General features: G+C 28.3%; 24 protein-coding genes and 5 pseudogenes. 25 read left to right on the top strand and 4 right to left on the bottom strand.

Features of this window, described 5'->3' with window-relative positions; genetic code table 11:
* Nucleotides 1–19: 19 nt before the first annotated feature.
* A complete protein-coding gene (locus HGPT_RS02790; RefSeq protein ID WP_245544110.1) occupies nucleotides 20–1,162 on the top strand; it encodes a dicarboxylate/amino acid:cation symporter in 1,143 nt (380 codons plus the stop codon).
* A gap of 72 nt (nucleotides 1,163–1,234) precedes the next feature.
* Here HGPT_RS02790 and gltS read toward each other — a convergent pair.
* Nucleotides 1,235–2,467 (bottom strand): annotated as a pseudogene (gene gltS / locus HGPT_RS02785) (sodium/glutamate symporter).
* 238 nt (nucleotides 2,468–2,705) lie between these two features.
* Here gltS and HGPT_RS02780 point away from each other — a divergent pair.
* From HGPT_RS02780 to HGPT_RS02770, 3 genes are all read left to right on the top strand, one after another.
* Nucleotides 2,706–3,134 (top strand): flavodoxin, encoded by a 429-nt coding sequence (locus tag HGPT_RS02780; protein ID WP_019138355.1) that lies wholly within the window; start codon nucleotides 2,706–2,708, stop codon nucleotides 3,132–3,134.
* Nucleotides 3,134–3,724: a DUF3793 family protein gene (locus tag HGPT_RS02775; protein WP_019138354.1), complete on the top strand. Its 591-nt coding sequence runs from the start codon at nucleotides 3,134–3,136 to the stop codon at nucleotides 3,722–3,724. Before HGPT_RS02780 ends, HGPT_RS02775 begins: the two co-directional genes overlap by 1 nt.
* Before the next feature lie 378 nt (nucleotides 3,725–4,102).
* Nucleotides 4,103–4,612: a hypothetical protein gene (locus tag HGPT_RS02770; RefSeq protein WP_019138353.1), complete on the top strand. Its 510-nt coding sequence runs from the start codon at nucleotides 4,103–4,105 to the stop codon at nucleotides 4,610–4,612.
* A gap of 234 nt (nucleotides 4,613–4,846) precedes the next feature.
* Here the strand turns inward: HGPT_RS02770 and HGPT_RS02765 are convergent, their stop codons facing one another.
* Both HGPT_RS02765 and HGPT_RS02760 read right to left on the bottom strand, forming a co-directional pair.
* Nucleotides 4,847–6,622 carry a zinc ribbon domain-containing protein gene (locus HGPT_RS02765; RefSeq protein WP_019138352.1) on the bottom strand — a complete coding sequence of 592 codons (1,776 nt, stop codon included), beginning with the start codon at nucleotides 6,620–6,622 and terminating at the stop codon, nucleotides 4,847–4,849.
* Nucleotides 6,623–6,807: 185 nt separating this feature from the next.
* On the bottom strand, nucleotides 6,808–7,089 hold the full coding sequence (locus HGPT_RS02760; protein ID WP_019138351.1) for a hypothetical protein: 282 nt from the start codon (nucleotides 7,087–7,089) through the stop codon (nucleotides 6,808–6,810).
* 185 nt (nucleotides 7,090–7,274) lie between these two features.
* Here HGPT_RS02760 and dnaX point away from each other — a divergent pair, with 185 nt between their 5' ends.
* From dnaX to HGPT_RS02735, 5 genes are all read left to right on the top strand, one after another.
* Complete coding sequence (dnaX, locus tag HGPT_RS02755) at nucleotides 7,275–9,023, top strand: DNA polymerase III subunit gamma/tau (RefSeq protein WP_019138350.1); 1,749 nt, start codon at nucleotides 7,275–7,277, stop codon at nucleotides 9,021–9,023.
* Nucleotides 9,024–9,031: 8 nt separating this feature from the next.
* Nucleotides 9,032–9,373: a YbaB/EbfC family nucleoid-associated protein gene (locus HGPT_RS02750; RefSeq protein ID WP_019138349.1), complete on the top strand. Its 342-nt coding sequence runs from the start codon at nucleotides 9,032–9,034 to the stop codon at nucleotides 9,371–9,373.
* Nucleotide 9,374: 1 nt separating this feature from the next.
* Nucleotides 9,375–9,977, top strand: a complete 603-nt coding sequence (gene recR / locus HGPT_RS02745) for a recombination mediator RecR (protein WP_019138348.1) — start codon at nucleotides 9,375–9,377, stop codon at nucleotides 9,975–9,977.
* Between the two features lie 88 nt (nucleotides 9,978–10,065).
* A complete protein-coding gene (gene ftsH, locus HGPT_RS02740) occupies nucleotides 10,066–11,931 on the top strand; it encodes an ATP-dependent zinc metalloprotease FtsH (protein ID WP_040542282.1) in 1,866 nt (621 codons plus the stop codon).
* A 154-nt stretch (nucleotides 11,932–12,085) separates the two neighbouring features.
* Nucleotides 12,086–13,387, top strand: coding sequence for a Na+/H+ antiporter NhaC family protein (locus HGPT_RS02735; RefSeq protein ID WP_019138346.1), 1,302 nt, complete (start codon nucleotides 12,086–12,088; stop codon nucleotides 13,385–13,387).
* Between the two features lie 192 nt (nucleotides 13,388–13,579).
* Here the strand turns inward: HGPT_RS02735 and HGPT_RS02730 are convergent, their stop codons facing one another.
* Nucleotides 13,580–13,993 carry a Fur family transcriptional regulator gene (locus HGPT_RS02730; protein WP_019138345.1) on the bottom strand — a complete coding sequence of 138 codons (414 nt, stop codon included), beginning with the start codon at nucleotides 13,991–13,993 and terminating at the stop codon, nucleotides 13,580–13,582.
* Between the two features lie 120 nt (nucleotides 13,994–14,113).
* Here HGPT_RS02730 and HGPT_RS02725 point away from each other — a divergent pair, with 120 nt between their 5' ends.
* From HGPT_RS02725 to ybaK, 16 genes and pseudogenes are all read left to right on the top strand, one after another.
* On the top strand, nucleotides 14,114–15,160 hold the full coding sequence (locus HGPT_RS02725) for a metal ABC transporter substrate-binding protein (RefSeq protein ID WP_019138344.1): 1,047 nt from the start codon (nucleotides 14,114–14,116) through the stop codon (nucleotides 15,158–15,160).
* Nucleotides 15,160–15,819 carry a metal ABC transporter ATP-binding protein gene (locus HGPT_RS02720; RefSeq protein ID WP_019138343.1) on the top strand — a complete coding sequence of 220 codons (660 nt, stop codon included), beginning with the start codon at nucleotides 15,160–15,162 and terminating at the stop codon, nucleotides 15,817–15,819. The genes HGPT_RS02725 and HGPT_RS02720 overlap by 1 nt, the downstream gene beginning before the upstream one ends.
* Nucleotides 15,819–16,609: pseudogene (locus HGPT_RS02715) on the top strand (metal ABC transporter permease). Before HGPT_RS02720 ends, HGPT_RS02715 begins: the two are co-directional and overlap by 1 nt.
* A gap of 149 nt (nucleotides 16,610–16,758) precedes the next feature.
* Nucleotides 16,759–17,802 carry a 3-dehydroquinate synthase gene (gene aroB / locus HGPT_RS02710; RefSeq protein ID WP_019138342.1) on the top strand — a complete coding sequence of 348 codons (1,044 nt, stop codon included), beginning with the start codon at nucleotides 16,759–16,761 and terminating at the stop codon, nucleotides 17,800–17,802.
* The gene (locus HGPT_RS10325) at nucleotides 17,795–18,043 is read left to right on the top strand and encodes a hypothetical protein (RefSeq protein WP_281032357.1); all 249 of its coding nucleotides are present in this window, start codon (nucleotides 17,795–17,797) and stop codon (nucleotides 18,041–18,043) included. Before aroB ends, HGPT_RS10325 begins: the two co-directional genes overlap by 8 nt.
* Nucleotides 17,953–19,029, top strand: a complete 1,077-nt coding sequence (locus HGPT_RS02705) for a 3-phosphoshikimate 1-carboxyvinyltransferase (protein WP_342626042.1) — start codon at nucleotides 17,953–17,955, stop codon at nucleotides 19,027–19,029. The genes HGPT_RS10325 and HGPT_RS02705 overlap by 91 nt, the downstream gene beginning before the upstream one ends.
* Nucleotides 19,019–20,104: a chorismate synthase gene (gene aroC, locus HGPT_RS02700; protein WP_019138341.1), complete on the top strand. Its 1,086-nt coding sequence runs from the start codon at nucleotides 19,019–19,021 to the stop codon at nucleotides 20,102–20,104. Before HGPT_RS02705 ends, aroC begins: the two co-directional genes overlap by 11 nt.
* On the top strand, nucleotides 20,101–20,367 hold the full coding sequence (locus HGPT_RS09695; RefSeq protein WP_019138340.1) for a chorismate mutase: 267 nt from the start codon (nucleotides 20,101–20,103) through the stop codon (nucleotides 20,365–20,367). Before aroC ends, HGPT_RS09695 begins: the two co-directional genes overlap by 4 nt.
* Nucleotides 20,368–20,386: 19 nt before the next feature.
* Nucleotides 20,387–20,548, top strand: a pseudogene (locus HGPT_RS09690) (shikimate kinase); the annotation flags it as partial.
* On the top strand, nucleotides 20,549–21,613 hold the full coding sequence (locus tag HGPT_RS02690; RefSeq protein ID WP_019138339.1) for a shikimate kinase: 1,065 nt from the start codon (nucleotides 20,549–20,551) through the stop codon (nucleotides 21,611–21,613).
* Nucleotides 21,594–22,034 carry a type II 3-dehydroquinate dehydratase gene (gene aroQ, locus HGPT_RS02685; protein ID WP_019138338.1) on the top strand — a complete coding sequence of 147 codons (441 nt, stop codon included), beginning with the start codon at nucleotides 21,594–21,596 and terminating at the stop codon, nucleotides 22,032–22,034. Before HGPT_RS02690 ends, aroQ begins: the two co-directional genes overlap by 20 nt.
* Complete coding sequence (locus HGPT_RS09685; RefSeq protein WP_040542278.1) at nucleotides 22,031–23,131, top strand: glutamine amidotransferase-related protein; 1,101 nt, start codon at nucleotides 22,031–22,033, stop codon at nucleotides 23,129–23,131. The genes aroQ and HGPT_RS09685 overlap by 4 nt, the downstream gene beginning before the upstream one ends.
* Before the next feature lie 82 nt (nucleotides 23,132–23,213).
* Nucleotides 23,214–24,044: pseudogene (locus HGPT_RS09680) on the top strand (anthranilate synthase component I family protein).
* A 1-nt stretch (nucleotide 24,045) separates the two neighbouring features.
* Entirely contained in the window at nucleotides 24,046–24,834 is a 789-nt protein-coding gene (gene aroF / locus HGPT_RS02670) for a 3-deoxy-7-phosphoheptulonate synthase (protein ID WP_040542405.1), read from the top strand.
* Complete coding sequence (locus HGPT_RS02665) at nucleotides 24,818–25,531, top strand: aminotransferase class IV (RefSeq protein ID WP_019138336.1); 714 nt, start codon at nucleotides 24,818–24,820, stop codon at nucleotides 25,529–25,531. Before aroF ends, HGPT_RS02665 begins: the two co-directional genes overlap by 17 nt.
* 132 nt (nucleotides 25,532–25,663) lie before the next feature.
* Nucleotides 25,664–26,133 (top strand): annotated as a pseudogene (ybaK, locus tag HGPT_RS02660) (Cys-tRNA(Pro) deacylase).
* Nucleotide 26,134: the final 1 nt, after the last annotated feature.

Genomic DNA, 26,134 nt, shown 5'->3' with positions numbered 1-26,134 from the left:
TTCTTTAGTATTTAAACTAATACTAGGAATTATAATAGGTATTTTTGTTGGAAGCATATCTAATGAAAGCGCCATAGTTGCAATTGATACTATAAAAAGAGTAATTGGTGACTTAATTGGATATATAGTGCCATTAATAATTTTAGGTTTTATAACTCCAGCTATTGTATCTCTAAAAGAAAGTGCAGGAAAGATTTTAAGTGTTACGCTCATAATTTGTTACATATCAACAGTAGGAGCAGCAACAATGTCATTTCTTGCAGGAAAAGCAATTATTCCAAAATTAAATATTGCACCAAATGTTGGAGCAGGAAATGCAATCCCAGAATCAATTTTTAAACTTTCTATTGATCCAATAATGCCAGTTATGACCGCACTTGTAACATCAATTTTATTTGGTATAGCTGTAATTGTCACTAATTCAGAAACATGGGAAAAGATGTTGATTGAATTAAATAAAATTGTTTTATCTATTGTAAACAATGTAGTAATAAAGATTCTACCAGTTTATATTGCAACAACTTTTGCAGTTTTATCTTATGAAGGAGTAATTATTACTGAATTACCTGTATTCTTAAAGATTATACTAATTGTAATTGTTGGACATTTTATTTGGATGACTGTGATGTATTCTCTTGCAGGATTAATTTCAAAAACTAATCCAAAAGAAGTATATAGACATTATGTACCAGCTTATCTTACTGCAGTTGGAACAATGTCATCAGCTGCAACTTTACCAGTTGCTATTGAATGTGCTAGAAAATCTGAAACTCTTGATCCAAAGATCAGGGACTTTGCAATTCCACTTTGTTCAAATACCCATCTTTGTGGGTCAGTTTTGACAGAAGTATTTTTTGTAATGACAGTTTCACAAATATTAACTGGAAAACTTCCTGAAACTGCTAATATGATAGTTTTTATTACACTCTTGGGAATCTTTGCTATTGCGGCTCCAGGAGTGCCAGGAGGAACAGTAGTAGCTTCTCTTGGACTAATAACATCAGTGCTTGGCTTTAATGACACAGGGACAGCTCTTATGCTTTCAATATTTGCTTTACAAGATAGTTTTGGAACAGCTTGTAATGTAACAACTGATGGAGCAATTGCACTAATGGTTACTGGAATTTTTAATAAAGTTCCTGCTAGAAAGAAGACTAAATAAAAATAATTAGATATGAAAAGACCAAGCTCATAAAAAAGCTTGGTCTTTTTACTAGATAAAATGTTGTTAAATTTATTTTACAAATATTTTTATAAAGGTTAACACAATTGGTTGGTAAATTATATCAACTAAGAAAGCTCCAACTATAGGAACAATCATCATGGCCTTTCTACTCAAACCATACTCTTCATTTATAGCAGTCATATTAACAATTGCAGATGGTGTAGCACCTAAGCCGTGTCCACAAAGTCCTGCACACATAACTGCAGCATCATAATTTTTGCCCAAAACTCTAAATACTATAAAATAATTGTATATAAGCATAAAGATTACTTGGCAAATTAGAACAATAAGAACGCCACCCATTAAATCTTGAAGCTCCCACAATTTTAAAGTCATAAGTGCTAGTGCAAGGTATAAGTTTAGCATAACATCGCCAATACCATCCACTAAATTGCCATTAAAGTTGTAAATGTTTATTTTTTCATTTAAGTTTCTTAAAATAACAGCAATAAACATTGCACCAACGTAGTCAGGGAACTGCATATTAATAAGTGAACCTATAAATTTTGAAACCAAGGTTCCAAGTGCCATAGAAATAATAATTGCAGCTACATTTTTGATGATATCAAGGTTTGATAATTCAACTTTTTCTTCTTTAAATAGATCATCTAATTTTGATGAGTCAAAATCATCATCATTATTTGCTTTTAAACCATTTTTTACGATTAATCTTCTGCCAAGAGGTCCACCTATAATTACACCAGAAATAAGTCCAAAAGTAGCTGCAGCAGCACCTACAACTGGTGCTTGTGCATAACCCATTTCAGCAAATGTATTTCCATAACTTAAAGCAGCCCCGTGTCCACCAATCATAGATATAGAGGACGCTAGAATTCCATAAGCGGGTTCAAGATCAACAGCCTTTGAAACTAAAACACCAATAGTATTTTGTCCAAGAGATAGAATTCCACAAACTAACCAATAAATAATTAATAGAACTCCACCTGATTTTAATATTTTTAAATTTGCTCCAAGTCCAACTTATGTAAAAAAGACTAGCATAAAAGTAGATTGAAATATATTTTCATAAGTAAAATTGAAAGTATTTGTTTTGTAGCCAATAAAACTTATGAACATAAATAAAAATCCACCGATAACTGGAGCAGGTATACAGTATTTTCTTAAAAATTGTAATTTATTTCTAACTCCATATCCAACCAATAAAACTATTACTGCAAGAGCAAGAGTTAATATTGAATCTAGATTAATAGTTAGAATTCCATTTTCTCTAATAAATTCCATTTTTCCTCCCTTGTATACATTTTATCTAATAAAATGGTATCATGAATTTTTATTTCTTACAAGAAAATGGCTAATTTCTTACGTTTAGAAATAAAAAACTAAAAATATTTATTTATCGATATTAATGTTTGCAATTTTTAATAGCTAATTTAAATAATTACAATAATTTATTGTAATTAAAAAATTAAAAAGAGTTTAATATAAAAGATAAATATTATCAAAATAAAAGGAGAGAAAAATGAAAAAAATTAATGTAATTTATTGGTCTGGAACTGGAAATACTGAAAGAATGGCAGAAGCTATTGTAAAAGGAGCTAAAAGTGAAGGGGCAGAAGTAAAATTATTGCAAGTTTCAAGTGCTACAGAAGAGGATGTAAAAAATGTTGATAGGATAGCTTTTGGTTGCCCTGCTATGGGTGCTGAAGAATTAGAAGAAACTGAAATGCGCCCATTTATGGATAAGGTAAATTCATTTTTATCTGGGAAAAATATCATTCTATTTGGATCCTATGAGTGGGCCGAGGGTGAATGGATGAAGCTTTGGCAAGAAGAAATTGAAAGCACTGGAGCTAGGTTAATTGCAGATGGATTTGCCGCTTATGATAATCCTGATGAAGCAGCAATAGAGGAATGTGAAGCTCTTGGAAGAGACTTAGCGAGGTCATAATGTATAAAGAAGTTTTAATTGAATTTTTAAAATTTATTGACGATTTTAAAGACTTTGATTATATACTTGCTCTTATTAAATCTACAGTTGCTCCAACGCTTAAAGATCTTAAACTTGGAACTATGATGAATTTTAGAAATGGTAAAAGACCTTTAAAAGATTATTGGATAAAAAATAGATTATTTATAAGAGAATCTCTTTGCCTAGATTTTTTTGAATTGAAAGAAGGAGAAGATTTCATCTTAGTTTATTTTTTTAAAATTGAAAACTTAATAAAGAAACTTTCACAAGAAAAAATAATTAATTATTTAAATTCATGTGGTTATAATTCATGTAAAACAGTAAAAGATTATTTAAATTTTTTAAAAATTAGATTTATAAATAAATGCCCTCATGAAATAGGTATATTTTTAGGTTATCCCTTGAAAGATGTTATTGATTTTCAATTAAAAGATAAAAGATTTTGTAAATGCTCAGGATATTGGAAGTGCTTTAATAATGAAAAAAGTTCTTTAGAAGCTTTCAAAAAATTTGACGAAGTTAAGGTTATTGAAATGAAAAATATCTTGAGAAATTATGGGACGGTTTAAAATTTATAAAAAATTAAATAATTAAGACAAAAAAATACCAGGCTAATAAAATAATTAACCTGGTATTTTTTACTATATAAAATGCAAATATTCTATTTTACAAAAGTTTTTATAAATGTCAAAACTATTGGTTGGTATATTTGAAGTATAATATTAAATTGTCGGTATTATATAGAGCTAAAATAATTATTAATAAGAAAAAATATACAATAAAAATATCTTTAATTTATATTGAATGACATATAAAATAAAGATAATTATGAACACTAATTTTCTAATTAAAGTAGATTAATCTTTAAAAATATTATAGAATGATGATAATTGTAGTAATTTAATAAAAAGATATTATTTTGAAAAATATTTTAATTGAGGTATATTATGGAAAAATTAATTTTTAAATTTTTAGGAAAAGAAGATATAGATGAAATTTACGAGCTGACATCTGAAGTTTATGAAGGTATTGAAAATAAAGAAATATTTTCTCACGATACAAAAGATGATTTGGAACATTTAATTGACGGTGGGGGAGCTTTTGTTGGGGTTTATGATGAAGATAAACTTGTAGCATATAGAAGTTTAAAAGTACCCGACTTAGAAGATAATTTAGCTAATGATGTAGATTTTTATATAGACCCAAAGTCTGTAATTGTAAATGATACAGTTGTTGTTTTAAAGGAATATAGGGGAAGAAATCTTCAAAATTTAACTAGAGAAAAACTTGAAAAAAAATATAGCGATTCTAAATTTACAAATAAGATGTCAACTATATCACCAAAGAATTATAGATCTTATAAAAACACTTTAGATTCTGGTTACATGCTTGTGTCTTTAAGAAAAAATATCCTGATGAATATTCTCCTGAAGGCTACGATCGTTTTATTTTATTAAAATCAGATGACTTAAATATAAACTTCACTGGTAGAGAAAGGACGATACATGCAGACGAAACAGAAGATTTAAGAAAAGCTTTTAAAGATAATTATTTCGGAATCTCTGTAGACGGCGAAGGATATATTTTATTTAAAGAAGTAAAGTTTATTTAATTTAATATAAAAGAAAAAGAGGCCAGATATTTTTCTGGTCTCTTTTAGAGTATAAATATAAAATAAGTTTAATTATTTATCAGAATAGTGTTACAAATATAAAATTAATAATGAACCAAATCATTTTAAATAAAAGTTCAAAAAGTGTAAAAGCTATTGCATACCAACCAATAAAATTAATTTTTGATCTTCCAACAAAGCTATCTCTATAAAGAGTAATTGCTATTAAAAGAGAAAGACCAATGAGAATTAAAGTAGCAAGAGGCATAGCAGTTAGAGCTTGTAACATATTGTACTTAAAAAATCCGCCAAATGGTGAAATTATAAATCCTACAAATAGAACTAATTTACAAATTATCCAATTAATAAGTGCGTATTTTCTAACTTCTGGATATGATGTATCTATGTTATCTCTTTCAGTTGCTATATTAAGAGGAATATAAAATTCAAAATAATCAAAAACTAATTTCAATAATAAAAATAGTATTAAAATTAATTTAAAAGATCCGCTACCAATAAAAAGCATTATTGCATTTAATACGATTCCAGTAGCTATCACAATTTTACTTTCTTTTGAACCGAAAGATCCAATATAGTCAGATAATTTTTCAGTAATTTTTTCAATGAAATTTAAAGCCTTATCAATTCCTTGAGATGAATTTGATATTTTTGACTCCAATTTATTTGCCTTTTGTGAAATATTTTTTTCAAAAGATTTTTCAACATTTGAAGTAACTTTTTCTTTATCTTTAACAGGTTTTTCACCTTTATCATTAAAAGAGAAAAGTTCCTTTAAATTTTCTTTCTCCTTAAGCTTATTTTTTTCTTTATTTTCGCCATATTCTATTTTATTTTCAGTTTTTGAAGATTTTTTGAGAGAATCTTCTTTATTTTTGCTAAGTTTGTTCTTATTATCAGAATTAGAAACTTTTAAATCATTAAGATTAGATAAATCTGACTTGGAATTAGAATTAAAAATCTTAGAATCTTTTTTTGATTTTTTCTTTTCTTCTTCAGATTTTTTTATAGCATTTTCTATGTCAATTTTTGGAGTACTAAGAGTATTTTCGAAACTTTTATCTGTATCTTCAACAGATTTACTAATTTCTAGATTTCTAGTATCTTCCTTTTTCTTTGTATCATCTCTCAAATCAGCAAAAATCGAAAATTCATCGTCATCTTCTCTTATAAAATTATTCCATTTTTCTTTAATGGAAAATTTTTTAGAAGATTTATTGTCATTATTTTGATAGTCAAAATTTTCAAAAGAATTATCTAAAGTTGACTTAGAATCTCTATTTTTATCTGATGAAGTCTTCTTTTTATTTTCTTCATCAAAATTTGATTTTTTAAGTTCTTCTTGGACTCTTCTCACAAGTTCTTTTTGACTCATTTGATTTGAAGTAGATTTATCATCTAAGTCATCAAAAAAATTGTTGTTTATTTTATTTTCTTCATTTTTATCTAAAGTTTTAGAAGTGTCTTTTTTTAGAAGACCTCTTTTTTCAACTTTTGAATTATTTGAACTTTCTTTGCTTTTATTTTTTATTTTTTTATCGTCATTAATAGTAGATTTTGATTGAAGATTATTATTTTCATAATCTTTAATATTTTTAGATATTTTTCTATCTACTTCATCTATAATATTTTTAAGTTCATCAGTAGTGTCAATTGCATCTAGAGATCTTGGATTGAAAACTCTAGTGTGCTCGCTAACTTTTTTAACCTTATTGGTGTCTTCAAAGCTTTTCTTATTTGGTGTAATATTTATTTTTACGTCTTTTAAGTTGTGGCCACATGAAGCACAAAAGTTGTCATCTTTAGAAACTGGATTTCCGCATTTTGGACAAAACAATGTAACACCTTCTTTCATAAAATTCTGTAATTTTAATTATAACATATTTTTTTATCTAGATTAATCTTTTATATACTAAAAACAAATTATAGTATATAAAATTTTAATAATTAAAAAAAATACTTATAAGTTAAATTTATGTAAAAAAAGAAGCCCCGAAAGGCTTCTTTAAAAGTTAAGCTAAATTATTTTGCTTGTTCTACAGTTGCAGTTTCGTTAGTAGTAGCTGCTTCTTTTTCAGCGTTGATTTCTTCTTTAGCTTGTTCTTCTTCAGCTTCTACTTCAGCTTCAGCTTCTTTAGCGTTAGCTTCTACTTGAGCTTTGTTAGCTTCAGCTTGTTCTTCTACAGCGTTGTTTTTAGCGTTTGCAGCTTCTTCTGCTTTGTTGTTAGCGCCTTGGCAAGCTACCATGCCTAACATTAATACAGAGATCATTCCAACACTTGCTAATTTCTTTAAATTTTTCATTTTAATAAATCCTCCTAATTTGAAACATTTTGTTTCTTTGATTTGTCTATATACTATACTTGCCATGTGAAAACTATGTGAAGATGTTGTTAAATATTTTTGGAATAAAAATAAAATCAATTATAAATATTTAAAAATAATTTATAATAGTAAAATTTCATGTATAATTATTACAAGGTGAGAGAATGTACAAAGCATTATATAGAAAATACAGGTCGAAGACCTTTGATGAATTATACGGACAAGAAGCAGTAGTAGCTTCTTTAAAAAATCAAGTTAGAAATAATGAAATTAGTCACGCTTATATATTTCAAGGAACTAGGGGCACTGGCAAGACTTCTGCCGCAAAAATCTTATCAAGAGCGGTAAATTGTCTTAATCCAGTAGATGGAAATCCATGTAACGAGTGCGAAAACTGTAAAAAAATTTTAAGTGAATCAGTTTTAGATGTTGTTGAAATGGATGCAGCAAGTAACAATGGAGTAGACGATATTAGAGAATTGAAGGATAAAGTAATATATCCTCCTCAGTCTCTTAAATACAAGGTTTATATTATAGATGAAGTTCACATGCTTTCTAAAGGAGCCTTCAACGCTCTTCTTAAGATTTTAGGAGAGCCACCGAGACATTTAATATTTATTTTAGCAACGACGGAGATTGAAAAAATACCAGCTACAATATTATCTAGATCTCAAAAATTTAATTTTAAGAGAATTTCCATAGATGATATAGTAGAAAATTTAAAAAGAATTACTGAATTAGAGGGAGAATCTTGTGATGATGAAGTTTTTACATTAGTTGCTAAAACTGCAGATGGTGCAATGAGAGATGCTCTTTCAGTTCTTGACCAGCTTTTAACAAAAAATAAAGATCATATAAAATTAGAAGATGCCATGGAAGTACTGGGAATATCATCTTCGGATTTATTATTTTTATTTTCAAAAGCTCTTATAGAAAAAAACATAAGCGAGTCTCTTTTAACAATAGATGAAATTTATAAAGAAGGAGTGGACTTTAATACACTTTCTTCTCAAATATTAAGTCACTTTAGAGATATTCTTTTGGTTAAAACTTTAAAAAATCCCAAAAAAATAGTTTATACAACTTATATGAAGGAGTTCAATGAACTTGCTGGGAAAGTAGAACTTGAAGATTTATTGTCTATAATTGAACTATTAAAAGATCTTTCTCTTGAAATAAAGTATTCAGATAATAAAAGAGTTGTATTTGAAATGAATGCAATAAAAATTTGCAAGAGAAGGTCAGGAGAAAATTTAGAAAATAGAATTAAATTATTAGAAGAAAAAATAAATAATATAAGATTTTCTGGAAATAATCTTGTAAAAAATTCTAATTATAATCCTATTGACAATAATTTAAATAATTCTTATGAAGATAATAGGGATTTTGAGGGATACAATAAAAATAGAAATAATAATGAAAATTTAAACACATCTAATGATAACTTAAATCAAGATAATTTAAATTATGAGTCAATAAAAAATAATCTATCTAATACTAAAAATACTAAAACTAGTTCAATTGAAAAATCAAGGCAATCTGCTATAATTAATGATGAAAATAATACTAGTGAAAAAAGAAATAAGTCTAATAAAGATATTTCTCTTGAAAGAATTAAATCTGATTGGGCAAAGATAATAAGAGAACTTGAATCTAGAGGGGCTAAAGGTTATGCCGGTTTTGTTGAGCATGCTAGACCTGAAAAATTCCATGACAATATTTTAGAGCTAGTATTTGATGAAAAAGATAGCTTGTATTATGATTACTGCGTAATGCCTAATAACAAAAATATATTAAGAGATTTAATTAATAATGTTTATAATACAAATATAGACGTAAGGATGAAATTAAAAAAAGACGGAGTAGACAAGTTAGAAGAAATTTTTGGGAAAAATAATATAGAAGATATTTAGGAGGAAAAATGGCTAGAGGTGGATTTAATGGCTTCCCTGGTGGAGGCGGAAGAAATAATATGATGAAGCAAATTGAAAAGCTTCAAAAACAAATGGAAGAAATGCAAGAAAATTTAGCAAATGAGGAAATTTCTGCAACTTCAGGTGGTGGAGCAGTGTGCGCTACTGTAAATGGAAATAAAGAACTTATTTCTATTAAATTAGATAAAGATGCAGTTGATCCTGATGATGTGGAAATGCTTGAAGATCTAATTGTTGCTGCAGTTAATGAAGCTATGAGAAGTGCTGAAAGTAAAATGAGTTCACAAATGGGTAAATTTACGGGCGGTCTTAATATACCGGGGCTATAATATGAATAAAGAAATAGGACCTATAGAAGACTTAATCAAGAGATTAAATCGCCTACCTGGTATTGGTTCTAAAACTGCTCAAAGGCTTGCGTATTATATTATTGGTCTTGAGGATAAAGAAGTTAAGGATTTAGCAGAAGCTCTTATTTCTGCAAAGAATAATACTGTTGAATGTTCAATTTGTATGAATTACGCTGACAGTGATCCTTGTGAAATTTGTTCAAACAAAAATAGAGATGATTCAATTATTTGCGTTGTTGAAAGTCCAAAAGATGTGGATGCAATGGAAAGATCTCTTAGTTTTCGTGGAAAGTACCACGTTCTTCATGGAGTAATTTCTCCTCTAAAGGGTAAAACTCCAGAAGATGTAACAGTTAAAGAACTAATTAAAAGAATCGAAAAGGGTAATATAAAAGAAGTAATTATAGCAACTAATCCAACAGTTGATGGAGATGCAACTGCTAGATATATAAAAAATATTCTAGAGGATTATGATATCCTAGTTTCGAGAATAGGTTACGGTCTTCCAGTGGGTGGAGATTTAGAGTTTTATGATGAAATAACTATTCAAACAGCTATGGAAAATAGAAGAAGATTAGATTAATTTTTGGGACTTGGTCCCAAATTTTTTCTTTACTCATCTATTAAGGGGGAAAATTTTTGTCGAATAAAAAAATAATTTTAATAAATTCATTCCCACAATTCTTTATGTAATCTTGGCGATAATAATATTTTATGTAGTTGCCATATTTCTTGTACCAAGATTAAATAAAGATTCAGAGATAAAAGAAATAGATTATGTTTCCTTTGTAAATATGGTAAAGAGGAATGAAGTAAAAAAGGCAGAAGTTAGAGATAGAACAATTGCCTTTGAAGTTGAAAAAGATGGAAAGAAAATAAAATATGAAACAAATAGGATGTATGACCCTAATTTAGTTGATAGACTTGTTAATAATAATGTAAAATCTGCACAAGTTTATAAAGCTGAGATGAATCCAGTACTTTCATTTATAATATCTACTGTTGCAACTTTTGCAATTTTTATAGCATTTTGGTTATTCCTATCAAAATTTATATTTAAAAAAATGGGCGATGTAGGTCCAATGAATTTTGGTAAAAGTGGAGCAAAAATTTATGTTGAATCCACTGATGGAATTAAATTTGAAAATGTTGCTGGTCAAGATGAAGCAAAAGAGGCTTTATCTGAATTAGTGGATTTTTTACACAATCCAAAAAAATACACTGAGATAGGAGCAAAACTTCCTAAAGGGGCTCTATTAGTAGGACCTCCAGGAACAGGTAAAACATTGCTAGCAAAAGCTGTAGCTAGTGAAGCAGGGGTCCCATTCTTTTCTATTTCTGGCTCAGCTTTTGTAGAGATGTTTGTTGGTCTTGGTGCTGCTAAAGTTAGAGATTTATTTAAACAAGCAGTTGAAAAAGCCCCTTGTATTATATTTATTGATGAAATTGATACAATTGGTAAAAAAAGAGATGGAGCAGGTTTTTCTGGTAATGATGAAAGAGAACAAACTTTAAATCAACTGCTTTCTGAAATGGATGGATTTGATGCAAAGGTTGGAGTGGTAATTTTAGCTGCAACTAATAGACCTGATTCTCTTGATCCAGCTTTATTAAGACCAGGAAGATTTGATAGAAGAATTCCTGTAGAACTTCCTGATTTAAAGGGAAGAGTTGAAATATTAAAAGTTCATGTAAAAAATATCAAAAAAGAAGAAAATATTGATTATGAAAAAATTGCCAGAGCAACTGCAGGAGCTAGTGGAGCGGACCTTGCTAATATGGTTAACGAAGGTGCCTTGAGAGCAGTTCGTGAAGGTAGAGATAAAATGAGTGAGAGAGATTTAGAAGAGTCTGTTGAAGTTGTTCTTGCAGGCTATGAAAAGAAAAATGCAGTTATATCTCCTCGTGAAAAGAGAATTATAGCCTATCACGAAGTAGGTCATGCTCTAGTAGCCGCTAAGCAAAAAGATTCTGCACCAGTTCATAAAATCACTATTATTCCAAGAACTTCTGGAGCTTTAGGTTATACTATGCAAGTAGATGAAGAAGAAGAATTCCTTATGTCAAAGGAAGATGCTTTGAATAGTATAGTAACTTTAACAGGTGGAAGATCTGCGGAAGAATTAATATTTAATATTAGAACAAGTGGTGCTTCTAACGATATTGAAAAGGCGACAAAAATTGCAAAAGCTATGGTTACAAGATTTGGCATGACAGATGAATTTGGTTTTGTTGCTCTTGAATCTATGACTAATGCATATCTTGGAGGAGATACTTCTTTACAATGTTCACCTCAAACACAATATGAAATTGATGAGACTGTTCAAAAAATTATTGATGAAGCACACAATGAAGCTAGAAAAATATTACGTGAAAATATAAAAGCACTTCATGCTATTTCTGAATATTTACTGCGTCAAGAGACGATATCAGGCGAAGAATTTATGGATATCTTAAAAAAATATGAAGAAAAAGAAAGGATTTCATTAGATAATGCTAATGAAGAGTCTAGTGATAACAATGATGAAATGGCGTAATTATTAACAATTTGTTATTTATACAAGTATTAAGAATTAATAATAGATAAGGAAAAAGATTTTTCTATTTTTAGAAAAGTCTTTTTTTATTTTTTATTTTAGATTAGAATAGAATAGTAGAGTAAAGAATTAATTAAAAAGAAAGGAAGAGAAAATGATATTTTCAAACGCAGTTGTGCTGTCAGTAATTATTTTGGCAGCTTTATGTTTAGCGAAAGTACCTGTATTTTTTTCGCTGATGATTTCAGCAATATGTGCAGGACTGATTTCGGGAGCAGGAATTTCAGATACTATGGAGCTGTTAATTGGAGGAATGGGTAATAATGCCGAAACAGCCCTTAGTTATATACTTCTTGGTTCATTAGCTTTTTGTATGCAAGAAACTGGTGCAGCAGATATAATGGCAAAAAAGATTGGATCACTTGTAAAAGAAAACAAGATTCTTCTTTGTGTTATTATAATTTTAATTGCAATGGCAGCGGAAACTATAATTCCAATTCACATTGCCTTTATACCAATTTTGATACCGCCACTACTTTCACATATGAATAAAATGAAAATGAACAGGAAAATGCTTTCTGTTTCCTTTGGTTTTGGTCTAAAGGCGCCATATATAGCAATACCTGTTGGATATGGTGCAATATTTCAAGGTCTTATAGTAGATTCTTTTAACAGATCAGGACTTTCAATTGTTAGAAAAGATGTTATAACAACAAACTGGATGGTTGCAGCAATAATGTTTATTGGTCTTGTAGGAGGAATGATCTTCTTCTCAAGAGACAGAGACTATTCACAAAAAGATGTAGAAGATTCAAAAGTAAAAGATATTCCAGACAAATTGGAAAAGAAACACATTTTAGTTCTTTCATCAGGACTAATAACCGTTTTAGTACAAATATTTACAGATTCACTTCCACTAGGTGCATTGGTAGGTCTTATCTTCATTGTAGTTACTAGAGTTATAAAATGGGAAGACATACAAAAAATGTTAGATGGTGGTATTAGTATGATGGGATTCATAGCTTTTGTAATGTTAATTGCAGCTGGTTACGCCAATGTGCTTATAAAAACAGGAGCAGTTGATGATTTAGTACAATTTGCAACATCTTTACTTGGAGGTTCAAAACTTGTAGCTTCTTATGTTATGATTCTTCTTGGTCTAATGATTACACTCGGTATAGGTACATCATTTGGTACAGTTCCAATTATTTCAGCTATCTATGTTCCTATTGCAGTGAGCCTTGGATATTCAGTTCCAGCTACAATTTTACTTGTTACAATTGCAGCAGTATGTGGAGATGCAGGATCACCAGCATCTGATACAACTCTTGGACCAACATCTGGACTTTCTGTTGACGGTCAACATGACCACATAAAAGATACTTGTATTCCACAATTTACTTTCTATGGAATACCATTAATATTAATTGGTGGTTTTGTTACAACTTTAATTTAATAAAAATATTAAAAAGAAATAAAAAATAAAAGAGACTTACTGCGGGGTGTACAGTAAGTCTCTTTTATTTTTGAAATATAAGTAAAGGATAGTAAAATAACTTGAATATTATTTCACTAATTTAATTATAACTCTAAAAAATAAAAAGTAAAGAATTATTTTGCAATACGAAGACTATTCCATAAAGTGGAATTATTTATTTTGACACTCAGGACAAATTCCTCTCAACTCTACAATATGTCCAACAACTTTGTAGCCAGTTTCATCTTCAGCAATTTTTTCAAAGTCAGATATTGGACATTCTTTAATTGGAGATACTTTTCCACATTTACTACAAACAATGTAATGTCTGTGTTCAGTTTGAGCGTATTCATAATAAAAGAGTCCATTAGAATATAAATTTTTTCTTATAATTCCCTTGTCACATAGCTCATTTAACATCCTGTATAGGGAAGTAAAGCTGGGTATAGTATCCTTATCTGTTAAATCAAAAATTTCTTCTGTGTTCATGGGAACATTGGATTCATTTAAAAGTTCTAATAGAGCAATTCTTCCTTTAGTAACTTTTAAATTATTATTTCTTAAAATTTCTTCATAACTTTTCAAATTTTCACCTGCTTTCAATAAACAATTATATCAAAATTTATTTAATTTAAAAAATTACTTTCATAAATATAAATTTCTGTTATAATAACAAATAGAAATCATTATTGTTTAGGAGGAAATATGAAAAATATAAAAAAGATTTTATTTTTATTAGTTGGAATTGTTTTATTATCAGCTTGTTCAAAGGGAGTTGATACAGAAGATGCTAAAGAGGAAATAAATACTGAAAGTGATTTAAAGGTTTACGCTTCTGTTTATCCCATGTATGATTTTACAAAAAAAATCGCAGGAGATAAAATTGACGTAGAAATGATTATGCCACAGGGTACAGAACCTCATGGTTGGGAACCAGATTCAAATGCAATTAAGAATTTGGAAAATGCTGATTTATTTATATATAATGGTGCAGGTTTGGAATCCTGGACTGATAAAGTAATAGATTCTTTATCAAACAAAGACTTAAGAGTTGTTGAAGCATCTAAGGGAGTGGAACTTATAAAATCAAATCATAATCATGAAGATGAAGAACATGATCACAACCACAATCACGAGGAAGCAGTAGAAAACCACAACCAAAACCACGAGGAAGTAGTAGAAAATCACAATCATGAAGAAGAGCATGATCATGAAGCTCACCATCATGGACAAATGGATCCTCATGTGTGGATTTCACCAAAGAACGCAAAAATTGAAATGGAAAATATAAAGGACGCTTTAGCAGAACTTGACAAAGAAAATGCAGATTATTATGAGTCAAATTATCAAAAATATGCTAAAATGTTAGATGAACTTGATGCAAAATATATAGATAACTTAAATAATTTGCCAAATAAGACAATTGTAGTTAGTCATGAAGCTTATGGATATTTATGTAACGATTATTCTTTAACTCAAATTGGTATTAAAGGCGTAAATGCAGAAACTGAACCAGATGCAAAAAAAATGGCTGAAATAATTAAATATATCAAAGAGAATAAAATTACAACTATTTTTACAGAAGAATTAATTGATCCAAAAGTTTCAAAAATTATCGCAGAGGAAACAGGATGCCATGTAAAAGTGCTATCACCAATTGAAGGTCTAAGCGAAGAGCAAATTAAAAATAATGAAGATTATTTTAGCATCATGGAAAAAAATCTAGAAAATTTAGTAGGTGCTTTAAAATAGTGAAGGAAAAATTATTAGAAATTAAAAATCTAAGTTTTAAATACAGCGATGAATTAATCTTAGATGATATAAATTTTGATGTCTTTAGGGGCGACTACATCGCCCTTATTGGCTCTAATGGTGCTGGAAAGTCGACTTTAGTTAAACTTATTTTAAATCAACTAAAGCCTCTTTATGGCACTGTTTCTTTTTATACAGAAAATGGAATTAAAAATGTTGGCTATGTACCACAACTTTCCATGCCATCAAGCCTAGAATTTCCAATAACAGTAAAGGAATTGTTGTCTCTTGCTCTTTATCCAAGTAATAGAGGATTTAGAAAATTAAAAGATTATCAAATAGAGAAAATTGACAATGCCCTAAATTTAGTTGGCATGAGTAAATACAAAGATAGGTTATACACAGAACTTTCAGGAGGACAGAGACAGAGGATTTTAATTGCAAAAACCCTAGTTGCAACACCTGAATTTCTCATTCTTGATGAACCAATGACAGGAGTTGACAAGGAATCTAAGGAATCTTTATTCCAGCTTCTAGGTCACATAAATAATGAACATAATATAACAATTTTGATGATAACTCATAATCTTGAAGAAATTGAAAACAATGTAAATAAAGTTTATGAAATAAAAGATAAAAAAATAAGGGAAGTGAAGTAATGGAAATTTTTCAATATTCATATATGATTAAGGCCCTTATAGTTGGAGCATTTTTGTCCATAATAATTCCTTGCATGGGAGTAGTTGTTGTAAATAAAAAATATCAGTAATTGGAGATGCCCTATCTCACGTCTCTCTTGCAGGTGTGATGCTTGGACTTATTACTTCCACATCACCAGTTATTGGGGCACTCATTCTATGTGTTATTGGGTCGATTTTTCTTGAATATGTCAGGACTAAATTTCCAGGGTATCAAGAAATTTCCTCTGCCATATTAATGAGCACAGGAATTGGACTGGCATCACTTTTTTCTGGTTTTGTAAAAACAAGTGCAAATTTTGAAGAATATTTATTTGGATCTATTATAGCAATACCGGAATTGGATTTTTATTTAATACTTGTTGTTGCAGTTCTTGTATTTATTTTATTTTCTTATTTATTTACAGAACTCATGTATATATCCTTTGATGAATCATCAGCAAGATTATCTGGTGTAAATGTTGATAGGATAAATTTAATTTTTATGATTCTTATAGCTGTTACAATTTCTGTTTCAGCAAGAACTGTTGGGATCTTAATAATATCATCATTAATGGTTGTGCCAGTGGCATGTGCAATGCAATTTAAACTGGGATATCTAAAAACTACAATTTTAGCATCTTCTTTTGGATTTATTTTTACAATGATTGGATTAATTATGTCCTTTTATTTTGGATTAAAACCTGGCGGTGCCATTGTATTAATAGGAGTAATATTTTTATTATTTGTACTTTTAATAAAGAAAAAATAAGAGTGAGGATTTTTCCTACTCTTATTTTTATGTTGATTTTTGATTTGTTTAAGATTAAAAAATTTTTATAATGGGAAATAAATATAAGTCCTTCTTTATTTATAAGTATCTTTGCTTTATGATAGATGATAGGTACTAAGAGGTGTTTTATGGAAATTCTAGTTAAAGAAAATAATTATAAAATAGATATTGAATATAAAGAAGATAAAAAGTTAAGAGATTATTTATTTAAAAATGAGGAAGCAAAGTTTTTAGTCATAACTGATGAAAATGTCTATAATCTTTATGAAAAAAGATTAAAAAAGATTATGAATGGCTTAAATTATTTTATTTATAAATTTCCAGCTGGCGAAAAATCTAAGTCTATGGAAAATTATATAAATATAAATAAATTTTTACTGGAAAATAATTTTAATAGAGGTGACTTGATTGTAGCCTTTGGAGGCGGAGTTGTTGGAGATATATCAGGCTTTGTTGCATCAACATATTTAAGAGGAATTGATTTTATTTCTGTTCCAACAACTTTATTATCAATGATAGATTCATCTGTTGGTGGGAAAAATGGAATAAATTTTATGAACTTAAAAAATCAAATAGGATCATTTTATTTTCCAAAATTTGTTCATATAGATTACAGTTTTTTAGAAAGCCTTGATGAGAGAAATATAAATAATGGGCTTGCGGAAATTTTTAAATATTCGGTTCTAAAAGATAAAGATTTTTTTGATTATTTAAAATCTTCAAAAGATTTAGACTACGAAAAAGTTATTTATAAATCACTAAATATAAAACTTGAATTTGTAAAAGATGATGAGAGAGATAAGGGAAAAAGGCAAAAGTTAAACTTAGGTCACACCATTGGTCACGGTATTGAATCTCTTTCAAATTATAAATTAAATCATGGTGAAAGTATTGGCATAGGAACTATATATATGGCAAGAGCTTCTTATAAATTGGGTCTTACTAAAGATAATTTTTATAAAGATTTAATTAGTGCTTATGAAAATCACAAATTGCCTACTCATTATGACTTTGACACGGAGGAAATATTAGAAATTTTAAAGCACGATAAGAAAATAAAAAACAATCTTATAAATGTTATAATTCCTGTAAAAATTGGTGAAGTTATTAATAAAAAGATGGATTTTAATGAACTCAGAAAATTAATTGAATTAGGGAAAGATGATGAATAGAGTTATTGAAAATAAAAAATTAAGTGGTCAAATTTTAGGAATAAGTTCAAAATCTTATGCTCATAGAGCAATTTTTTGTGCTGCCTTGTCAGAAGGAGAATCTATTTTAGAAATTGAGGATTTGTCTAAAGACATTGAAAGTTCCTTAAATTGTATAAAGTCTTTAGGTGTTTCAGTCAAAAAAAAGATAGTAAATTTTACATTAAAGCCCCAGAGAAGTTTAATAAAAATGTTTCTATAGATGTAGGTGAAAGTGGAACAAGTTTGAGGTTTATTTTGCCAATAGTTGCAGGCTTGGGCATTAATGCTGAAATAATAAGAAGAGGAAGCTTGATTTCAAGAACGAATGAAGTTTATTTTGATTTATTTCCAAAACATGGAGTCTCTATAGAAGAAAAAAATGAAAAAATATTTTTAAAAGGTAAATTAAGAGATTTTAACTTTAAGCTTACTGCAAATATAAGTTCTCAATTTATATCTGGTCTTATGCTGGCTTCAGCAAGTTCTGATTCAGATTATAATATTGAACTTACTACGGACATTGAATCAAAATCATATATTCAAATGACTATTGATGTAATGGAAAAATTTGGAGCAAAAATAGAAAAAGTAAATAATTCTTTTAAATGTTCTGGAAAATTATATAGTCAAAATTATATTGTAGTGAAAGACTGGAGTAATGCCTTATTCTTTTTGACAGCAGGAGTAGAAGTGCTTGGACTAAATAAAAATTCAATTCAAGCTGATAAAAAATCTCTGAAATATTTTTGTGAACTGGGTTTAGAAAATATCTCAAAAGAAGATTATAAATTTGTAAAGACCAAAGATGCGAAGGATAAAATTACGATTGATGCAAAAGATATTCCTGATTCAATTCCAATATTGGCAATATTATCAGCTCTTTATGCTAAAGAAATTAATATAATAAATACTAAGAGATTAAAGTTAAAAGAAAGTGACAGAGTAAAATCTACACTTGATATGCTAAGAAATTTGGGAGTAGAAAGCCAAGTTTATGAAGATTCTTTTTCTTTCAAAGGAGTTAGAAGTTTTAAAAGTTGTGAAATTCATTCTTATAATGATCACAGGATTGCCATGTCAGCTGCTATTGCCGCTACTTTTGCAGATGGCCCTATTACAATTTTAGATAGTGAGTGTGTAAAAAAATCTTATAAAAATTTTTATGAAGATTTTGAATCTCTTGGAGGTGTTTGTCATGTCCTATAGTTTTGGAAAAAATTTTAAAGTAACTTTATTTGGTCAATCACATTCTAAAGAAATTGGAATTGTAATTGATGGAATAAAAGCTGGTTATAAAATAAATAGAGAATTAATAGAAAAAAATTTAGACAGAAGAAGACCTGGGAAAAATGAGTTTTCTACATCAAGGAATGAATTAGATTCTTTTAAAATTGTTAGTGGGGAAGTTAACAATATTACTTGTGGAGCACCCTTAACATGTATTATAGAAAATAAAGATCAAAAAAGTGAGGATTATGAAAATTTAAGAGATCTTCCCAGACCATCACATGCTGATTATCCTGCTTACGTTAAATTTTCTTCCAACAACGATATAAGGGGCGGTGGACAGTTTTCTGGAAGAATGACTGCACCTATTGTAATAGCAGGCTCAATTGCAGAAGACCTGCTTGATAAGAGAGGAATAAAAATTTTTTCTAGAATTAAAAAACTAGGTGGAATAGAGGATTTTGATTTAAAGTTAGAAGATATAAAAGAAGAAAATTTTTCTAATTTTAAAAATCAACTTTTTCCAGTGATAGATGAAGATGTAAGAGAAAAAATGAAAGAAGAAATCTTAAAAGTTAAAAAGGAAGAAAATTCTATTGGTGGAATTGTAGAAAGCTACATTTTAAATATGCCAGTTGGAATTGGAGAACCATTTTTTGACTCAATTGAATCTGTTATTTCTCATGCAGTTTTTTCGGTTCCAGGGATAAAAGGAATAGAATTTGGAAGCGGATTTGAATCTTCAAATATGCTAGGAAGTGATCATAATGATGAATATTATTATGAAGATGGTCTTATAAAAACAAAGTCAAATAATCACGGGGGAATAATAGGAGGACTTTCAACTTCTATGCCAATTGTATTTAGAACGGCAATTAAGCCAACAAGTTCCATTGGTAAAATTCAAGACACAGTATCTCTTAAAAAAGGGACAAACGAAAAATTAAAAATTGTAGGAAGACACGATCCTACAATAGTACCAAGGGCCCTTGTTGCTATTGAAATGATAACAGCAATAGCTATCCTTGATTTAGTAATGGAAGGTGAAAGATGAGAGATCTTAGGGAAGATAGAAAAATTTTGGATGAAATAGATTCTAAGATTATATCTCTATTAGAGAATAGGATGGAAATTGTAAAAGAAGTAGGTAGCTATAAGTTAAAAAATAATTTAAATATAGAAGATAAGAATCGCGAAAAATTTATCATTGAGAAATTAGAAAAAGCAATTAATCCAGAATTTAAAAACATAGTTGAACCTATTTACAGTGAAATTTTTAAAGAGAGTAAAAAACTAACTTCAAAAATAAAAAGATGAAAATTTTAAATATGGTTTAATTGGAAAAAGTTTATCTCACAGCAAATCTAAAGAAATACACGATTTTTTATCAAGATATGACTATTATTTACGCAATATAGATGAAAATGAACTTGGGAGCTTTTTTAAGCATAGAAATTTTAAAGGTATAAATGTCACTATTCCTTATAAAGAAATTTCAATGAAATATTTAGATGAAGTAGATAATCTAGCAAAAGAAATTGGAGCTGTAAATACCGTTGTTAATAGGAATGGAAAGCTTATAGGTTACAATACAGATTATCTTGGATTTAACTATAGTATAAATAAATTTGGCATAAATTTAAAAAGTAAGAAGGTTTTAATATTAGGTAGTGGTGGTGCCAGTAAGATGCTACAAAAACTTCTTCTTGATAAGCATGTAAAAGATTTTGTAGTTATTAGTAGGTCTGGAGAAAATAATTACAATAATATCGAAAAATTTTATGATTATAATTTAATAATAAATGCAACTCCTATAGGAATGTATCCCAATAATATGGAATCAAAAATTAATTTAGAAAATTTTAATAAACTTGAAGGAGTAATAGATTTAATTTACAACCCTCTTAATACAAAATTAATTTTAGATGCAAAAAAATTAAAGATTAAAACTATGTCAGGTCTTTTGATGTTAGTTGCTCAAGCCTTTTATGCCGCAGAGTTTTTCTTAGATGAAAAGTTAGATGAAAATTTAATTGATAAAATTTACAATAAATTAAAGTTTGACATGACAAATATAGTATTTATTGGTATGCCTTCAAGTGGTAAAACTACAATGGCTAAAGCCTTGGCTGAAAAGTTAAATAGAAAATTTTTGGACACAGATCAACTTATAGAAGAATGTGAAAATAAAAAAATTCCTGAAATATTTGAAAAAAATGATGAAAAATATTTTAGAGATTTAGAATCTAAAATCCTTTCTAAAATTAGTAAAGAAACAGGTCTAGTAATTGCTACAGGTGGAGGAACAATTTTAAGAGAAGAAAATAGAGATTTAATTCTACAAAATTCTATAGTTGTTTATCTTGACAGAGATTTGAAAAATTTAGAAACAGAAGGAAGACCACTTTCAAAAAATTTAGACAATTTAAAAAGATTATATTGTGAAAGACATAAAATTTATGAAGATCTATCAAATATTAGAATAAAGGTTATAGAAGGTAAAGATAAAAATCTAGAGTTAATTTTTAAGGAAGTTGAAAATTATGAAAATTTTAGTGATTAATGGTCCAAATATAAATATGCTTGGAATTAGAGAAGTTAATATTTATGGCAGTGAAAATTATGAAACTCTATTAGAAAGAATTGATAAACTTGCAAGTAAAGAAAATATAGAATTAGAAGAATTTCAATCAAATCATGAAGGAGATATTGTTGATATAATTCAAAATGCTTATAGCAATTTTGATGGTATAGTTATAAATCCTGCAGCCTATACACACACAAGTGTTGCAATACTTGATGCTTTAAAAGCCGTTAATATACCTACGGTAGAGGTTCATATATCAAAACTTTCAGAGCGTGAAGATTTTAGACAGGTTAATTTTATTAGAAAATTTGCCATAAAGTCCTTTGAAGGTTACGGAATTTCTGGATACGAAAAGGCGATTATATACTTAAAAAATTATTTAAAGGAGCAGAAATGAGATCACTATTAATAGATAATTACGATTCTTATACTTACAATCTTTTTCAACTCATAGGAAAAGTTAGTGGAGTAGAACCTATTGTAATAAAAAATGATGAGTTGACTTTTGAAGAAATTTTAGACTTAGAATTTGATAATGTTATTATTTCTCCGGGACCTGGAAGTCCAGATAAGGAAAAAGATTTTGGTGTTTGCAAGGAAGTAATAGAAAAACTGGACAAACCAATTCTTGGGATTTGTCTCGGTCATCAAGGAATTTATTTTTATAATGGTGGAAAAGTGCTTAGAGCTGAAGAACCAATGCATGGAAGACAAAGTGAAGTAGTTCACAATGGAAAAAATCTTTTTTTAGGAATTGAAAATAATTTTAAAGTTACAAGATATCATTCTTTAACATGTGAAAATAAGGAACTTCCCAATATTTCTATTGATGCAAGAACAAAGGATGGAATTGTAATGGGTATTTCTCATAAGAAGAAACCAATATATGGCTTACAATTTCATCCAGAATCTATAGCTAGTGAATATGGAGAAAAATTAATTCAAAATTTTATAAATATTACCAGGGATTTTTATGAGGAAAATAAACTTTATTTTGAAATAATTGATAAAAATCTTGATACATCAGTCTTATATGAAAAATTATACGCATATGATGATAAAACTATTTGGCTTGATAGCAGTAAAATTGAAGAAGGGCTATCTAGGTTTTCAATTTTTGGACTTCAAAGTGAAAAAAGAGGGCATATTCTAAAATATAATGTCGATGATAAAATTGTTGAAAAAATTTATTTATCACAAAATAAAAAAGAAACTTATAATGAAGATATTTTTAATTTTTTAAAGAATAATAGAATAAAGTGGACTTATAATGAAGAATTACCCTTTGATTTTCAGCTGGGTTACATTGGATATTTTGGATATGAACTAAAAAAAGATACAGAAAAAGTGAAAAATAAACACTCTTATCCATATCCTGACTCCTATTTAAAATATTGTGATAGAGCAATAGTTTATGATCACATGGAAATGAAAGTTTATATTTTATCTTACAAAGACGATATAGATTGGATAGAAAATATAAAAAAATTATAGATGAAGATTTTGAAGATAATATAAAAGAAAAAACAAAAAAAGATTTTCCAAGATTAAAATTTGAAAAAGACAAAAAACTTATATAGATGATATAAAAAAGATAAAAGAATTAATTTGTGCAGGAGAAACTTATGAAGTTTGTCTTACAAATAGATTAGATATCTTTGACAAATTAGATGGAAAGAAGTATTATATGGAACTCAGAGAGAAAAGTCCTGGACAGTACAGTGCCTTTCTACCTTTTGAAGATTTAAAAATAGCATCTTCATCTATGGAAAGATTTTTAAAAGTTGATAAAAATAAAATTGTCTCAACGAAACCAATTAAGGGTACCATTAAAAGAGGAGAGTCTGAAGAAGAGGATAGAAAGCTAATTTAAGAACTTAGAAGTGAAGAAAAAACAAAATCAGAGAACTTAATGATAGTAGACCTTTTAAGAAATGATCTTGGAAAATTTTGTGAAATTGGTTCAGTTAATGTTCCAAAATTAATGGATGTAGAAACTTATAAAACTTTGCATCAACTTGTAACTACAGTTTCAGGTAAAATTAGAGATGATGTCGATATAATAGATGTTCTTGAAAAAACTTTTCCTGGTGGTTCTATGACAGGGGCCCCTAAGAAGAGAACTCTTGAAATAATTGATGAGCTAGAAACTTATCCTAGAGGTGTTTATTCAGGAACTATTGGATATATATCAAATAATTCCACTATGGATTTTAACATTGTTATAAGAACAGCTTTAATTGAAAAAGATAAAGCTAGTATAGGAGTTGGAGGAGCAATTATACTTTTATCGAATGAAGAGGAAGAATTTGATGAAATTGTTTTAAAAGCAAAGGGTTCACTTCTTGCACTTCAATCTTACTATAACAATTTCGACGAAATATATATTGAAGGAAGCAAAAATTAAAATGATAGAAAAATTAAGTAAGAATAAAATCGTAAAAATTAGAAATATTAATCTTGGTGATGGTAATCCTATTTTAATTGCGGGTCCATGTTCAATTGAATCAAGAGAACATATAGTAAATGAAGCAAAGGATCTTAAAAAAATAGGCCTGGATATATTAAGGGGTGGTGCCTTTAAACCTAGGACGAGTCCCTTCGATTTTCAAGGTATAGGATTTGATGCAGTTAAATATTTAAAGGAAGCATCAGAGGAAACAAATCTACCTATCGTCACTGAAGTTTTAAGTGAAGATCATGTTGAATTAATTAAAGATTATATAGATGTTTTTCAAATTGGATCAAGAAATATGTATAACTATGCCTTACTAAAAAAAGTTGGCAAAACAAATAAACCAGTAATTTTAAAGAGAGGATTTTCTGCAACTTTAAAAGAATGGGAAATGGCAGCAAAATATATTGAAGTTGAAGGTAATAAAAATATAATATTTTGTGAAAGAGGCATAAGAACTTTTGAAACAGAAATGAGAAATACTCTTGATCTAGCTGGAGCTTATATGATTAAAGAAAAAACTGGCTATCCTGTAATTGTCGATCCAAGTCATGGAACTGGTAAAAGAGAATTAATTGAACCTATGGTTAGAGCAACTCTTGCTCTTGGACTTGATGGTATTATGATTGAAGTCCATCCAAATCCAGATGAAGCAAAAAGTGATGCTGCACAAACTATTTCTTATGAGACTTATGAAAAGATAGCAAAATATGTAGAGGATTTTAATGAAAATAGAATTTGATGATGGTTTCTCTTTTGGGAAGGGAGCTTTTGAGACAATTAAAGTTGTTGATAGAAAAGCACTTTTTCTTGACGCTCATTTAAAAAGACTAAAGAATAGTTTGGATTTTTTTGGAATTACAAAAGAGATAGATGAAGAAAAAATTATTTCTTATATAAAAAATGCGGATGAAGATAATTTTGCTCTTAAAATAATAGTTTCTGATAAAAATTTTATTCTATCTTCTAGAGAAGATAATTATAGAAATGAAGATAAGCTTTTTAAATTAAAAATTTCACCTGTCAGAAGAAATACAACTTCGAAAATGATATATCACAAAAGTCTTTCTTATTATGAAAATATTTTAGAACACAGGTGGGCTATATCTAAGGGTTTTGATTCTGCTTTATTTTTGAATGAGAGAGAGGAAGTGGCAGAAACTTCCTTTGCAAATATATTTTTTGTTAAAGATGATGAGATTTTTACTCCAACACTTTCTTCTGGATTATTAAAGGGTACTATGAGAGATTATTTAATAAATAATTACAAGATATGTGAAAAAGTAATATCTAATACTGAAATTAAGGATTTTGATGAAGTATTTATTTCAAATTCTCTTATGGGCGTAAGATCTGTATTAGCAATAGATGATAATATTTTTAATAATCAAAGGATTAAATTGAATATTGAAAAAGATTTAAAAAATATTGGTTTTTAAGATAATTAGGCTGGAAATTTCCAGCCTTTTTTTATGTGATTTTTAAAAAATTAATAAAATAAAATATATTTTTAAAAAGATGAAGAAAAGATTTTTTTGTTGTAAAATTAATATAGATGAAAAGGTGATTTTATGAAAAAGACAAATGCAATGAGAATACTTGAAAGTGAAAATATAGATTTTGAAATTATCGAATATTCAACTAAGGATGGTATATCTGGAACAGATGTAGCAGAAAAGCTAGGCGAAAATAAAGACAAAGTTTTTAAGACCTTAGTGACAGAATCTAAAGAGGGCGAAAATTTCGTTTTTGTTGTACCTGTATCTAGTGAATTAGATTTAAAAAAAGCTGCAAGGGCATCTAATTCAAAAAAAATTGAAATGATTCCTCAAAAAAACTTTTACCTTTGACAGGATATGTTCATGGAGGATGTTCACCTGTTGGAATGAAGAAAGAATTCAAAACATATATTGATTCTTCGGCAGAGGATCTTAACTTTTTTTATATAAGTGGCGGAAAAGTTGGTATGCAAATAAAATTAAATCCTAAAGAATTAGTTTCCCTAATAGATGGAGAATTTTCAAATATAAAAAAGGAGTAAG

The organism is Peptoniphilus timonensis JC401 (assembly GCF_000312025.1).
In the GTDB taxonomy this organism is placed as follows: domain Bacteria; phylum Bacillota; class Clostridia; order Tissierellales; family Peptoniphilaceae; genus Peptoniphilus_A; species Peptoniphilus_A timonensis.
This window is presented reverse-complemented; position numbering and strand designations above follow the sequence as displayed.

Excerpts from the sequence above, each read along its gene's own strand:
- HGPT_RS10325 (WP_281032357.1), top strand. The coding sequence starts at position 17,795 with ATGAATAGAGTTATTGAAAATAAAAAATTAAGTGGTCAAATTTTAGGA.
- aroQ (WP_019138338.1), top strand. The coding sequence starts at position 21,594 with ATGAAAATTTTAGTGATTAATGGTCCAAATATAAATATGCTTGGAATT.
- aroC (WP_019138341.1), top strand. The coding sequence starts at position 19,019 with ATGTCCTATAGTTTTGGAAAAAATTTTAAAGTAACTTTATTTGGTCAA.
- aroF (WP_040542405.1), top strand. The coding sequence starts at position 24,046 with ATGATAGAAAAATTAAGTAAGAATAAAATCGTAAAAATTAGAAATATT.
- HGPT_RS02735 (WP_019138346.1), top strand. The coding sequence starts at position 12,086 with ATGATATTTTCAAACGCAGTTGTGCTGTCAGTAATTATTTTGGCAGCT.
- HGPT_RS02770 (WP_019138353.1), top strand. The coding sequence starts at position 4,103 with ATGGAAAAATTAATTTTTAAATTTTTAGGAAAAGAAGATATAGATGAA.
- recR (WP_019138348.1), top strand. The coding sequence starts at position 9,375 with ATGAATAAAGAAATAGGACCTATAGAAGACTTAATCAAGAGATTAAAT.
- dnaX (WP_019138350.1), top strand. The coding sequence starts at position 7,275 with ATGTACAAAGCATTATATAGAAAATACAGGTCGAAGACCTTTGATGAA.
- aroB (WP_019138342.1), top strand. The coding sequence starts at position 16,759 with ATGGAAATTCTAGTTAAAGAAAATAATTATAAAATAGATATTGAATAT.
- HGPT_RS02690 (WP_019138339.1), top strand. The coding sequence starts at position 20,549 with ATGAAATATTTAGATGAAGTAGATAATCTAGCAAAAGAAATTGGAGCT.
- HGPT_RS02760 (WP_019138351.1), bottom strand. The coding sequence starts at position 7,089 with ATGAAAAATTTAAAGAAATTAGCAAGTGTTGGAATGATCTCTGTATTA.
- HGPT_RS02665 (WP_019138336.1), top strand. The coding sequence starts at position 24,818 with ATGAAAATAGAATTTGATGATGGTTTCTCTTTTGGGAAGGGAGCTTTT.
- HGPT_RS09685 (WP_040542278.1), top strand. The coding sequence starts at position 22,031 with ATGAGATCACTATTAATAGATAATTACGATTCTTATACTTACAATCTT.
- HGPT_RS02775 (WP_019138354.1), top strand. The coding sequence starts at position 3,134 with ATGTATAAAGAAGTTTTAATTGAATTTTTAAAATTTATTGACGATTTT.
- HGPT_RS02725 (WP_019138344.1), top strand. The coding sequence starts at position 14,114 with ATGAAAAATATAAAAAAGATTTTATTTTTATTAGTTGGAATTGTTTTA.
- HGPT_RS02780 (WP_019138355.1), top strand. The coding sequence starts at position 2,706 with ATGAAAAAAATTAATGTAATTTATTGGTCTGGAACTGGAAATACTGAA.
- HGPT_RS09695 (WP_019138340.1), top strand. The coding sequence starts at position 20,101 with ATGAGAGATCTTAGGGAAGATAGAAAAATTTTGGATGAAATAGATTCT.
- HGPT_RS02750 (WP_019138349.1), top strand. The coding sequence starts at position 9,032 with ATGGCTAGAGGTGGATTTAATGGCTTCCCTGGTGGAGGCGGAAGAAAT.